Annotated in this window: 10 protein-coding genes and 1 tRNA gene; 7 read left to right on the forward strand and 4 right to left on the reverse strand. The window is 41.4% G+C overall.

Annotated elements, in window-relative coordinates; genetic code table 11:
- Positions 1-67: 67 nt before the first annotated feature.
- Positions 68-1,105, reverse strand: coding sequence for a tRNA preQ1(34) S-adenosylmethionine ribosyltransferase-isomerase QueA (gene queA, locus A7P55_RS03680; protein WP_171551130.1), 1,038 nt, complete (start codon positions 1,103-1,105; stop codon positions 68-70).
- 180 nt (positions 1,106-1,285) lie between these two features.
- Between queA and A7P55_RS03685 the strand changes: the two genes are divergently transcribed.
- The 6 genes from A7P55_RS03685 (at position 1,286) to A7P55_RS03710 (ending at position 8,273) form a co-directional block, all read left to right on the forward strand.
- A tRNA-Leu gene (locus tag A7P55_RS03685) sits at positions 1,286-1,372 on the forward strand.
- Positions 1,373-1,487: 115 nt separating this feature from the next.
- Complete coding sequence (locus A7P55_RS03690) at positions 1,488-2,087, forward strand: hypothetical protein (RefSeq protein ID WP_171551131.1); 600 nt, start codon at positions 1,488-1,490, stop codon at positions 2,085-2,087.
- 206 nt (positions 2,088-2,293) lie between these two features.
- On the forward strand, positions 2,294-3,565 hold the full coding sequence (locus A7P55_RS03695) for a HAMP domain-containing sensor histidine kinase (RefSeq protein ID WP_171551132.1): 1,272 nt from the start codon (positions 2,294-2,296) through the stop codon (positions 3,563-3,565).
- A gap of 72 nt (positions 3,566-3,637) precedes the next feature.
- Positions 3,638-6,385 (forward strand): bifunctional [glutamate--ammonia ligase]-adenylyl-L-tyrosine phosphorylase/[glutamate--ammonia-ligase] adenylyltransferase, encoded by a 2,748-nt coding sequence (gene glnE / locus A7P55_RS03700; protein WP_171551133.1) that lies wholly within the window; start codon positions 3,638-3,640, stop codon positions 6,383-6,385.
- A gap of 30 nt (positions 6,386-6,415) precedes the next feature.
- Positions 6,416-7,342: a branched-chain amino acid transaminase gene (locus A7P55_RS03705; protein ID WP_004652473.1), complete on the forward strand. Its 927-nt coding sequence runs from the start codon at positions 6,416-6,418 to the stop codon at positions 7,340-7,342.
- Between the two features lie 175 nt (positions 7,343-7,517).
- Positions 7,518-8,273 (forward strand): hypothetical protein, encoded by a 756-nt coding sequence (locus A7P55_RS03710; protein WP_016162601.1) that lies wholly within the window; start codon positions 7,518-7,520, stop codon positions 8,271-8,273.
- Positions 8,274-8,358: 85 nt separating this feature from the next.
- Here the strand turns inward: A7P55_RS03710 and A7P55_RS03715 are convergent, their stop codons facing one another.
- From A7P55_RS03715 to A7P55_RS03725, 3 genes are read right to left on the reverse strand one after another with little or no spacing between them, the layout of a single operon-like run.
- Entirely contained in the window at positions 8,359-9,384 is a 1,026-nt protein-coding gene (locus tag A7P55_RS03715) for an NAD-dependent epimerase (RefSeq protein WP_171551134.1), read from the reverse strand.
- Complete coding sequence (locus A7P55_RS03720; protein WP_171551135.1) at positions 9,381-10,550, reverse strand: nucleotide sugar dehydrogenase; 1,170 nt, start codon at positions 10,548-10,550, stop codon at positions 9,381-9,383. Before A7P55_RS03720 ends, A7P55_RS03715 begins: the two co-directional genes overlap by 4 nt.
- A 35-nt stretch (positions 10,551-10,585) precedes the next feature.
- Complete coding sequence (locus A7P55_RS03725; protein WP_171551136.1) at positions 10,586-11,467, reverse strand: ATP-grasp fold amidoligase family protein; 882 nt, start codon at positions 11,465-11,467, stop codon at positions 10,586-10,588.
- A gap of 375 nt (positions 11,468-11,842) precedes the next feature.
- Between A7P55_RS03725 and A7P55_RS03730 the strand changes: the two genes are divergently transcribed.
- A complete protein-coding gene (locus tag A7P55_RS03730; protein WP_171551137.1) occupies positions 11,843-12,841 on the forward strand; it encodes a Stealth CR1 domain-containing protein in 999 nt (332 codons plus the stop codon).

The raw sequence follows: 12,841 nt of genomic DNA on the forward strand, positions 1-12,841 counted from the left end.
ACGACTTTTACCAAAGCATTTTTATAGGAAAAATCGACTAAACCGGAATTTAGCCGATTGATCTGTATTAAGCGTCGAGCTTATCCACCAACATCGCATCGCCATAACTAAAGAAGCGATAACGTTGTTCTACTGCATGGGTATAAGCCGCCAAGATATTGTCACGATTGGATAGCGCTGAAACCAACATCAATAAGGTCGATTCTGGTAAATGGAAGTTGGTAATCAAACGATCTACGATGCAGAACTGATAACCTGGATAAATAAAGATCTGGGTATCACCTGTCCATGCTGCAATTTTGCCTTGATTAGCCTGTGCTGCACTTTCTAGGGCACGGGTCGCTGTAGTGCCTACAGCAATGACTTTATTACCGCGTGCTTTGGTTGCCAAAATCAGGTCAATCGTGGCTTGAGGTACATCACACCATTCACTGTGCATAATGTGATTAGTAATGTCTGTGGTACGCACTGGCATAAAGGTCCCTGCACCGACATGTAGCGTGACAAAGGTTTTTTGCACGCCTTTGGCTGCTAGTTTTTCTAATAAGCCTTGGTCAAAATGCAGACTGGCAGTTGGTGCTGCAACACTGGCAATTTTTTCAGGGTCGTGGAACACGGTTTGATAACGCTCAGTATCAATCTCTTCGGCTTCACGGTTGAAATAAGGTGGAATCGGCAGTTGACCGTATTGATCCAGCACCGACAAAATCGGTTGTGAAAACTTCACCACAAATAGGTTTTCGTGGCGGCCTTGTACGGTGACAGGCACAGCATCTTCACCGATATACAGTTCTGCGCCTGCTTTGGGTGAGTTGCTTGATTTGATATGGCAATGCGCAGTATGAGTGTCCAACATACGCTCAACCAGAACTTCGATAGCTCCGCCTGTCGCACGTTTGCCTTTTAAGCGTGCTTTCATGACTTTGGTGTCATTTAGTACCAGCAAATCACCGTCTTCGAGTAGGTCGAGAATATCGGTGAAGCTATGGTCGTCATATTGACCTTGTGCATCGATATGCAGCAGGCGAGATGCGCTACGGCTGTCTAAGGGATAGCGAGCAATAAGTTCATCGGGGAGATCAAACGAAAAGTCGGAGAGTTGCATACATCTAAAACATTGCAAAAATTGGGCGTAGTATAGTCTTTTTTGCGTTTTCTCGCTGAGTTCGCGTGTTTATAAGCAGAAAAATATCTGAATGATTTAAAAGTGAGCAATAAGCGTGAGTTAGTGTTTGACAATAAAATCAAACAGGTTATTATACGCAACACAAAGCATCGCACTCTTCCCGAGGTGGTGAAATTGGTAGACGCGGCGGACTCAAAATCCGCTGTCAGAGATGACGTGTCGGTTCGAGTCCGACCCTCGGGACCAAGATTCAAAGACCCCAAGCTGGTATTAAAGGCTTGGGGTTTTTTAATGCTTATAACTTATAAATTAAATATATTTCTCAATAAAAATCTGCAGTTCAATTTATCAAGGGGGAGAGGTGTTAGATTTAATAATAAAAGCATTGCCAGTATTTTTGGCTGTTGTACCACTATTTGTTTGGTTGGATAAAGCGAAAAGATTTACTCATCGTAGAAAATTCTATTTAGAGAGATTGACTGCTGTAACTGAGTATATTGATCATTATTATGAACAGGATAAAGAAAAAGTAGAAAAAGATTGTGCTGCACAGGCATTGGTATGTTCTGAAAAGGTGAGTCATCTTGAAGTGGATTATGTGCTTAAAGAGTATCCCCAAAGATTTTTCATTATGATCAAGAAGTTGATAACTGCCCGTCATATGGTAGATACAACTTTGGATGATGGAAAAATAACTTTAACGACTAAATTTTCAAAGAAGAATTGTCGAAAGAAAAGATGGATTTTGGCTGGATACTATTTGCTATCAATGGTAATTGTTGAGTCAAATGATTTATTAGTCTTTTTAATAAATCATTTGGGTCTAAAAACATTTCAAGTTGACACTTGGATTCTTTTAACAGGAACAGCGGTTACAGTTGTTGTTGGCGTATTTATAGCTTTTATTTCGGGAATGCTATTCTTGAGTGTAGATGCATTGATTGAGATTTATGATGACTAAAAAGTACAGCATGTCCCTAGAGATTAGATCATCTGTTATTGAAATTTACTCTAAGTTAAAATTTAATGAAATTTCACGTTTTGTTGCGAATTGATTGAATCAACAATTGCCTTTTCTGTTAAAGTTTGTTAATACTGAGTGATAGTTTTCACATTTTTTTTATAAAACGTAAAGAACCGTATAACGAAAATATTCGAGAGGCGGGAATGACGATTCAATTATTAGAACTACAGCAAGCCGAAAAGTTAAGTGCTTGTAAAATCTCTCTTTCTTTGGGGCTAACTTCAGAGCAGAATTTGCTTGAGCAATTTTTACAGTTTAACCGAAAACTGATGCAAGCCAGTACCGCATTGCTGTCTTTTCACCAAGAACCTTATCTGTGGCACCGTTGCCCTGAAAAACTCAAAGCCATTGATTCCGCAAAAATTAGCAAAAGTCTAAATACGCTATTTGTGAATGGTGATCTGGTCGATAGCGACCATCCGCAGTACCCAACCTTATTGGCATTTCTAGCACCCATAAAAAAGAAAATCCAAACTGCAGTCGCGCTACATCTCAGGCATCCAGACCAAACCTCACTCGGTTATATCATCCTGTTTGATGAAGCTGCACAAGGTTTTAGTGACTTACAAAAACAACTCCTCCAAGAACATTGTGTCAACTTCATGCAACAACTGGAATTGAAGTTTAATCATGACGAGTTGAAAGAACTATACGAACAAGAAGCTGCACTCAATTTTAGTAAAACCAAATTCTTTTCGATTATTTCCCATGACCTACGTGCGCCATTTCATGGGCTACTAGGTTTCTCTGAGATATTAGCGAAAGAACGTGAAACCTTAGACGAATCCAGTATTCAGAATATTGCTGACTATCTTTACGACACTTCGCAATCGACCTATAACTTATTGGAAAGCTTATTGAATTGGGCGATGGCGGAAGGTGGGCGTTTTGTCTATCACCCGATCAATTTTAAGTTGCGCCAGATCACCAATATTGTGACCGACATTCTTAAAACTTTGGCGATTAAGAAGAATATTCAACTGATTAATGAAGTGGATGAAAATCTTAAAGTCTATGCCGATATGAATATGATCACCTCGGTCATTCAGAACTTGGTGTCGAATGCGCTGAAATTTACCGATGTGGATGGTACAGGTAAGGTCTATATCCAAGCGCAACATAAAGGCACTTATGTTGAAGTGTATGTCAAAGACACTGGTCTCGGCATGACCCAACAACAAATCAATGACCTGTTTCAGCCACGGATTACCATGAGTTATAAAGGCACTGCAGGAGAGAAAGGTGCAGGTTTGGGTTTAAGTTTATGTAAGCGCTTTGTAGAAATGAATTTGGGTGAAATCAATGTCAGCTCCAATGAAGGCGAAGGCACGGTATTTACGGTGTTGCTGCCAATCGAACGTGAACAGGTTGATTTATGTACAGATCAACAAAAAAGCAAAGCGAAATTAGTCTAAAGAGATTTTAAAGATAAGCTTGTAACTGATATAACTAACCTAGATGAGATGACATCAGTCGAGCCTTTTTATATGAATGCGCAACAGCTACAAAAAACCTTAGTTGCAAGCCAATATGCTGAACAAGTTTTAAATTTATACACATTACAATTAGAACAAGACTATTCCGAAGATCTATTTCTGGACTCGCTGTCGACCGAAACCATCCATCAAAAAGTGCAACTGGCTGTGGCTGAAGCCAGCGATGAACAATCATGGATGAAAGCCTTACGGGTACTCCGTGCCAAGCTGATGTTTCGCTGGATTTGGCAAGATGCCAATCAACTCACCAATGTGGTGACGCTGACACGTGAGCTATCCGATTTTGCCGATGCCAGTATTTGTGCCGCCAAAGCTTTTGCATTACCGCCTTTATTAGCCAAACACGGTGAACCCATCGGTTATTCAGGTCAGTTACAAGATCTAATTGTGATTGGTATGGGTAAGCTCGGCGCGCAAGAGCTGAATTTATCCAGTGATATTGATCTGATTTTTGCTTTCGATGAACAAGGCGAAACCAATGGGCGTAAATGTATAGATGTACAGCAGTTCTGCATTCTATGGGGACAGAAACTGATTTATCTGCTCGATCATATTACCGCAGATGGTTTTGTGTTCCGTGTTGATATGCGTTTGCGCCCGTGGGGCGATGGTTCAGCCTTGGCGATTAGCCACAGTGGACTAGAAAAATATTTAAGCCAGCATGGGCGTGAATGGGAGCGTTATGCGTGGATTAAGGCAAGGGTGATTACTGGCGGCAAAGCGGGCGAAGAATTGTTAGACATGTCGCGTCCCTTTGTATTCCGCCGTTATGTCGATTATTCCGCTTTTGCTGCCATGCGTGAAATGAAAGCCATGATCGAACGTGAGGTCATGCGCCGTAATATCGAAGAAGATATTAAGCTCGGTGCAGGCGGGATTCGTGAAATCGAGTTTATCGTGCAGGTCTTTCAGTTAATCTATGGTGGATCGAAGCGTGAACTGCAAGATCGTCAATGTCTGGTCAATTTACATCATTTGGGTGAAGCCGAATTACTGGATCAGCAAGCAGTAATTGATCTGGAAGATGCCTATCTATTCCTAAGACGCGTCGAACATGCCATTCAAGCCTTGAATGATCAGCAAACCCAATCTTTGCCAACCGAACCTGAACTCAGACAACGTATGTTGGACACACTTGGCTTTACCGATTGGTCTGCCTTCTTAGAGGTGTTGAACCAGAAACGTGACAAGGTCAAAGTCCAGTTTAAACAATTGATTCAGGAAAAAGAGTTTGCCGAGCCTGTAGATGATTTTGTCCAGCTTGAGCAAAAGCTCAATGCAGTACTAAATGATGATGCCAAGAACTTAATTCAAAACTTCTGGCATGGGCAGGCGTTACGCAAAATCCCTGCCAGTGCTTTAGAGCGTTTAAAGAAATTCTGGCCGCATTTGATCGAAGCGATTTTACAGTCGGATCAACCGCAAACGGCACTGTTACGTTTGATGCCCTTGGTGGAATCGGTGTTACGTCGTACGGTCTATCTGGTGATGTTGATGGAAAGCCGAGGTGCTTTGCAGCGACTGGTCAAGATGGCAACCGTCAGTCCGTGGATTTGTGAAGAACTGGCGCAATATCCTGTGTTGTTGGACGAGTTCTTGTCGATGGATTTTGGTCTGCCACAACGCAAAGATCTGGAAGATTCACTGCGCCAACAATTGTTGCGGATCGAGATTGATCAAGTTGAAGATCAGATGCGGGTATTGCGCTTATTTAAAAAGAGTAATGTGCTGACAGTTGCCGCCAGTGATGTATTGGCAGAAAGTCCGTTGATGAAAGTCTCCGATGCGCTCACGGATATTGCTGAAGTCAGTGTACAGGCGACGCTGAATCTCGCATATGAAGCGGTTGCAGAACGGCACGGCTATCCTATCGGCAATGATGGGCAACGATGCAGTTTGGACAATAAAGGCTTTGCGGTGATTGCTTATGGCAAATTGGGTGGCATTGAGTTGGGCTATGGCTCGGATTTAGATTTAGTGTTTATCCATGCACTTGAAGAACAAGGTGAAACCGATGGCCGTAAGGGTATTAGTGGGGCCGAGTTTGCGATTCGTGTTGCGCAGAAATTTATGTCCTTGATGACGACGCAAACCTTGGATGGACGTGTCTATGAAATTGATACTCGTCTGCGACCTTCGGGTGAGGCTGGGATGTTGGTCACCAGTTTAAAAGCTTATGAACAATATCAACAGAAAAGTGCTTGGCTCTGGGAGCATCAAGCTCTAGTGCGTGCTCGTTCGATTGCAGGAGATCGTGGATTATGCACGCAATTTGAACAGATTCGCTGTCAAATCCTGACCCAAGTGCGTGATGAAAATGTAGTGCGTGAAGAAGTGCTGAAAATGCGCCAAAAGATGAAAGATCATTTGGGATCATCTTCTGAGCAAAAAAAACATGGGATTTTTCATTTAAAACAGGACTCAGGTGGTATCGTTGATATCGAATTTATGGCACAGTATGTTGTGCTTGCATGGAGTGGGACGAATACAGATCTCGCCCATTTTTCCGATAATGTAAGAATTCTAGAAGATGCTGCTAAAGCAGGCTGCTTATCCAGTGAAGATGCCACAGCATTAATACACGCTTATCTCCGTGAACGAGCTGAGAGCCACCGTCTAGCGCTTGCAAATCAATCTATGCAAGTCAATGCTGCGGATTGGCACGATACCCGCGAGATCGTTTGCAAGTTATGGCAAAGATTAATTGATCCAACTGCGCAAGCATTGGAAAGTGAATAATTGTGTAAAAAAGAAAATGGAGTATGTGCGATGAGTTTGGCTGATCGTGATGGTTTTATTTGGCAAGATGGAAAATTAGTTGATTGGCGTGATGCAAAAATTCACGTCTTAACTCACACACTACACTACAGCATGGGTGTCTTTGAAGGCGTCAGAGCTTACGAAACACCGAATGGTACAGCAATCTTCCGTTTGCAAGATCATACTAAACGCTTATTAAATTCAGCAAAAATTTATCAAATGAATGTTCCATTTGATCAAGCGACACTAGAACAAGCACAAATTGATGTGGTTCGTGAAAATAAATTAGCATCTTGCTATTTACGCCCATTGATTTGGATTGGCTCTGAAAAACTCGGTATTGCAGCAACAGACAACACCATTCATGCCGCAGTTGCCGCATGGGGTTGGGGTGCATACCTAGGTGAAGAAGCAATGGCGCGTGGTATTCGTGTGAAGACTTCTTCATTCACACATCACCATCCAAACGTGACTATGTGTAAAGCAAAGGCATGCGGTAACTATACCGTGTCGATCTTGGCGCATCAGGAAGTGGCACGTTCAGGTTATGACGAAGCGATGTTGCTTGATCCACAAGGCTTTGTTTGCCAAGGTGCGGGCGAGAATGTATTCCTGATCAAAGATGGTGTCTTGCACACCCCAGATTTAGCGGGTGGTGCATTGGAAGGGATTACCCGTCAAACCGTGATTACTATTGCTAAAGACCTTGGCTATGAAGTAGTTGAACGTCGTATTACTCGTGATGAATTCTATATTGCAGATGAAGCATTCTTTACCGGTACTGCTGCGGAAGTAACACCGATTCGTGAATATGATGACCGTGAAATTGGTTGTGGTTCGCGTGGCCCGATTACCACTGTGATTCAAAAGACTTTCTTTGATGCAGTACAAGGCCGCAATGACAAATATGCACACTGGTTAACTTATATTAAATAAGCTGTAATCGTGCACAAAGGCGAAGCTTAGGCTTCGCTTTTTTATTGACGAATTAATACTAAAAAAAACAATCCGCTCTATGCTAAGATGAGCGTATATTCAGTGCATATGATTGAACACTTTTGTTTTTTTGGACAAAGTGTAGCCTCGTATCTCAAGCATTTAAGGTTATCAGATGGTAGATATTCAACAAAATTCGGCAACTCATGAAGACAATGTGATCTTGTGCATGAAGTGGGGAACCAAGTATGGTGCTGAGTACGTCAACCGTTTGTATAACATGGTCAAACGTCATTTGACTCTGCCTTTTAAAATGGTGTGCTTGACCGATCGTACCGAAGGTATTGACCCGAATATTCAATGTTTTCCGATTCCATCTCTAGATTTGCCAGCAGGTAGCCCTGAGCGTGGTTGGAATAAACTGTCGACCTTTGAACCTGATTTGTATGGCTTAAAAGGCAATGCTTTATTCCTCGATCTGGATGTGGTGATCATTGATAATATTGACTGCTTCTTCCAAGCGGAAGGTGAGTTCTTGGTGATTCACGACTGGAAACGCCCTTGGCGTATTACAGGCAATAGTTCGGTTTATCGTTTTAAACTGGGCGCTTTTCCAGATATTCTACCGTATTTCCGTGCAAACTTTAATGAGATCAGTCAAAAGTTCCGTAATGAACAAGAGTACCTGTCTTGGTTTGTGCATAAAGAAGGCAAACTGAGTTATTGGAATAAAGACTGGTGCAAAAGCTATAAATATCACTGTTTAAGACGAGTGCCATTTGCTTATTTTCAGCCGCCTATCAAACCAAAAGGCGCAAAAATCATTATTTTCCATGGTGAGATTAACCCACCTGATGCGATCAGTGGTGGTGGTGGTAAGTGGTATCGCTATGTGTTGCCATCGGATTGGATTAAAGAGTCTTGGCAATAATCTAAGCCCTATTCATCCTGAACATGAAGAGATGAATCGAATAAAAAAATCAGGCGCAATGCCTGATTTTTTGCTTTAAGGGGTGTTAAATATTGTGGTATTGGCGATACCAATCAACAAAGTTTTTCACGCCATCGACCACTGAAGTTGCGGGTTTATAATCCACATAGTTTTCTAGCGCAGAACTATCGGCAAAGGTATCTGGTACATCGCCAGGCTGAAGAGGAAGCAGATCTAAAATTGCTTCTTTACCTGCCGCTTTTTCAATCGCCTGAATATATTCAATCAGTTTCACCGTACGGTTGTTACCAATATTGAAAATTCTAAACGGAGCATTGCTGGTGGATGGATTTGGATGGTTGCTGTCCCAAGTCTCATCAGGAGTCGCAATCTTGTCGCTGGTACGGATAATCCCTTCAACAATATCGTCGATATAGGTAAAGTCACGGGTGTGGTTGCCATGATTAAACACAGGAATTGGTTTGCCTTCAAAAATGTTCTTGGTGAACTTAAACAAGGCCATATCTGGGCGTGTCCACGGTCCATAGACAGTAAAGAAACGCAGTCCTGTGGTTGGCAATTTAAATAAATGACTGTAGCTATGCGCCATTAACTCATTGGCGCGTTTGGTTGCAGCATAGAATTGTAGTGGATGATCGACGCCGTGCTGTTCGCTAAAAGGCATGGTGGTGTTGGCACCATAGACACTACTAGTGCTGGCATAGGTTAGGTGGGGTGTTGCTGCGTAACGGCAGGCTTCCAAAATATTGGTAAATGCAATCAGGTTGCTCTCCACATAGCTATGTGGATTTTCAAGTGAATAGCGGACACCGGCCTGTGCAGCCAAATGGATCACACGATCAAAACTATGATCTTGGAAGCATTGATCCACCACTGCTTTATTGGCGAGATTGTCACGAATCAGAGTGAAACTGCCTGTATCGTTGCGCTCAGCCAGTAGTTGTAATTGCTGAGCACGGGCCTCTTTCAGGGATGGATCATAATAATCGTTAAAATTATCAAAACCGACCACATCATCACCGCGTTCCAGCAGTTTTTTTGCAACACTAAAGCCGATGAATCCAGCAGCACCTGTGACTAGAACTTTCATTCATCGCCTCCAAAAATATCTCGGGTATAAACTTTATCTTGTACATCTAGCAATTCATTGGAGAGGCGATTGGCAATAATCACATCACACGATTGTTTGAACTCATTTAGATCTTGAGTGACTTTAGAGTTAAAAAAGCTGTCTTCATGAAAGGTCGGTTCGTAGATAATGATTTCCAGACCTTTGGCTTTTAACCGCTTCATCACGCCTTGAATGGCTGAGGCGCGGAAATTATCTGAGCCGCTTTTCATCACCAGACGATAGATGCCCACCGTGCTTGGATTTCTTGCCAAAATCGAATCCGCAATAAAATCTTTACGGGTTCTGTTGGCGTCGACAATCGCTTTAATCAGATTGCTGGGCACATTGTTGTAGTTTGCTAGTAATTGTTTGGTGTCTTTGGGCAGGCAATAGCCGCCGTAACCAAAAGATGGATTGTTATAATGACTACCGATACGTGGGTCAAGACAGACCCCGTCAATCACTTGTTTGGTGTCTAGGCCAAAGCTTTGTGCATAAGTATCTAGCTCATTAAAAAATGCTACACGCATTGCCAAATAGGTATTGGCAAACAGCTTGATCGCTTCGGCTTCAGTTGAATGAGTTAAAAGTACAGGAATATCCTGTTTGATCGCGCCCTCTACCAGTAAATCGGCAAATTGCTGCGCACGTTCAGATTGTTCCCCAACGATGATACGAGATGGGTAGAGGTTGTCGTGCAGCGCTTTACCTTCACGTAAAAATTCAGGCGAGAAAATAATGTTTTCAGTCTGGTATTTATTTTTGACTTGTTCGGTGAAACCTACAGGAACGGTAGATTTGACGATCATGGTCGCATTGGGGTTAATTGCGAGAACGTCCTGAATGACGCTTTCTACACTTTGCGTATTAAAGTAGTTGGTTTGAGGGTCGTAGTCAGTTGGCGTGGCAATAATAATAAAATCAGCATTTTGAAAAGCCAGTTGCTTGTCTGTCGTCGCTGTGAAATTGAGCTTTTTTTCTTTTAAAAAAAGTGAAATATCATGATCTTGAATCGGTGATACTTGGTTGTTTAGTAAATCTACTTTAGTTTGTAGGATATCCAGGGCGATGGTTTCATGGTGTTGTGCAAATAGCATTGCATTTGACAACCCGACATATCCTGTTCCAGCAATGGCTATTTTCATAAGTACCTAACAGATTCTAAATACATGATGGACGGCTAATAGGATAGCCACAATGCACCTAATTTTAAATCCCATTCTACAGGGGTAATCACCATTCGTCCTGCATTTGGAGTGAGCGTGATTTCACTAAAATACACATGATCTTGAGAGAGTAAGAAGTCTACCCGGCTGTAACCATAGGAAAAACAAAGTTTTTCTGAAAGTTGAATGATCTCTTGCAATTGTTTCGGGGCAGCTAGAGCTGAAGGTGAGTTCTCTTTAAGGTCGACCCGAAATGGCTGTAACGCCCATTGTGTATCATACATATTTGAATAGTCATTGCCTTGAGCATCTTGGACATCAATTTCCAGATATTCTGGTCGGCCTTCAAAACAATGTACACGACACGTGGTAATGGCGGATTGACTGGCAGGGTCGACATAGAGTTCTACATATTCTTCAACCAGTACTTTAGGGCAAATATCTTTGTAGTGCCATTCACGCTTTCTAAAATACATATTCATTTTGAGATGATTTTTGATTTTAGCTGTTGCTGCTTCGACATTAAACTTGCTTTTATCGCGACAGACCATGGCGCTGCCACTGTCATGGGTACATTTTAAAACAAATTGATTGGGTAACTGGTTAAAATCAATCTCATCAATACATTTGTAAATGCCAATCAATGGAACAAAATAGGCATCACCAACCTTTGCCGAAACCAGCTGTCTGACTGCACATTTATCTGCTAATTTTGTGAACAGGGGGCTTCGCTCGAAAATCATTCGGGCAGTGACTTTTTCATTGAAGCTTTTTGGCGAGCAAAAATCAGGGGTATAACCTAATTTGCAGATAAACCGTTTAGTGAGATACGCTTTATCTGAAACAAATTTAGTTCTAATTATTTTTGCTTGATACTCAAAGTAGTTATAAATCATCAGTCAAAAGATTAAATCCCGTCAAAGTAACCTGTAATTATAATAAAAATACCTAAATTCGTCTAATAAAAATATGGTGTTTTTAGGTGTAAAATGATTCCAAAAGGTTTGATTTTGTTAGGGATTGTCAGGGGTTAAGCTGAGGTTAATTAAGTCACTAAACAAGGTGGAATTATATATCTGCTGATTAGCTCATCGATATTAAAATTTAAACAATTATAATAGATTGATTTATATGGAATGATTGAACAATCAATAGGCCCGCTATTACGAAAAGAGACTGACTGTGAACAGATCAGTGGTGTTATCATATGCTCCTAGATTAAACATGTTTGGCCGTATTTTCGTGCTTTCGGATCGTTTAAGAGTGAATTGATGAGTGAAATGATGCAACCGGTTGATGTGGTGATTGCTTGGGTGGATGGCAATGATCCGAAGTTAAAACACAAGCGCATGCAGTATCAGGGCAAAACACAAGCTTCTGATGCTGTCAGTGATACCCGTTTTGCTAGCAACCATGAAATTTACTATAACGTTGCATCTATTTTAAAATATGTCCCATTTTGTCGACATATCTATATTGTGACAGATGGTCAGCAACCGCAATGGATTGATGACTTTGTTCAGGATGGGATTTGTGAGGCAGGTAAAATTCGGATTGTCGACCACCGTGAAATTTTTGCGGGTTATGAGCAATACTTACCGACTTTCAATACACGTTCGATTGAAACCATGCTCTGGAATATTCAGGGCGTATCCGATTACTTTTTCTATTTGAATGATGATTTCTTTTTTAACGCGCCAGCGCAATTAGAAGATATTCTTCTCGATGAGAAAATGGTGATTTACGGGCATTGGCAAAGCAGTTTTGTGCTCAAGGCCAAGCTTTGGTATCGTCAGCTTTTAAATCAATATTTTAATAAGCCGATACAACCTAAACATATGATTGCGCAAATGTTAGGTGCAGATATGCTTGGATTTAAAAAGTTTTTTGAAATTCATCATTATCCGCATGTGGTTAGCCGTAAAATATTACAAGACTATTTACTTGCTCATCCTAAGTTTTTAGAAAAACAGATTCAGCATAAGTTCCGCAGTGTCGAACAAATCAATCCGATTTCATTGATGAATCATTTGAAGATTCAAAAGGGTGAGGCCTTGCTAAAGCCTGATCTTGAGATTGCCTATTTAAAAAATGAAAGCAGTTTAAGCAGCTTCTTGCAAAGCTTGGGTAATGAACAGATTAAATATGGGTGTATGCAAAGTCTGGATCAATTGAGTGATGTGGCGGCGGCAGAAATTTATGCAGCTTTAAATCAAAAATTGGCAGGCTATATACCCAACGTTTTATTGGCTGAAACGGCCAAAGGATAA

The sequence above is a fragment of the Acinetobacter sp. Ac_5812 genome, from assembly GCF_013072695.1.
Taxonomy (GTDB): domain Bacteria; phylum Pseudomonadota; class Gammaproteobacteria; order Pseudomonadales; family Moraxellaceae; genus Acinetobacter.

Coding starts and splice junctions, on each gene's coding strand:
- A7P55_RS03720 (WP_171551135.1), bottom strand. CDS start 10,550: ATGAAAATAGCCATTGCTGGAACAGGATATGTCGGGTTGTCAAATGCA.
- A7P55_RS03695 (WP_171551132.1), top strand. CDS start 2,294: ATGACGATTCAATTATTAGAACTACAGCAAGCCGAAAAGTTAAGTGCT.
- glnE (WP_171551133.1), top strand. CDS start 3,638: ATGAATGCGCAACAGCTACAAAAAACCTTAGTTGCAAGCCAATATGCT.
- A7P55_RS03730 (WP_171551137.1), top strand. CDS start 11,843: ATGAGTGAAATGATGCAACCGGTTGATGTGGTGATTGCTTGGGTGGAT.
- A7P55_RS03710 (WP_016162601.1), top strand. CDS start 7,518: ATGGTAGATATTCAACAAAATTCGGCAACTCATGAAGACAATGTGATC.
- A7P55_RS03725 (WP_171551136.1), bottom strand. CDS start 11,467: ATGATTTATAACTACTTTGAGTATCAAGCAAAAATAATTAGAACTAAA.
- A7P55_RS03715 (WP_171551134.1), bottom strand. CDS start 9,384: ATGAAAGTTCTAGTCACAGGTGCTGCTGGATTCATCGGCTTTAGTGTT.
- A7P55_RS03705 (WP_004652473.1), top strand. CDS start 6,416: ATGAGTTTGGCTGATCGTGATGGTTTTATTTGGCAAGATGGAAAATTA.
- queA (WP_171551130.1), bottom strand. CDS start 1,105: ATGCAACTCTCCGACTTTTCGTTTGATCTCCCCGATGAACTTATTGCT.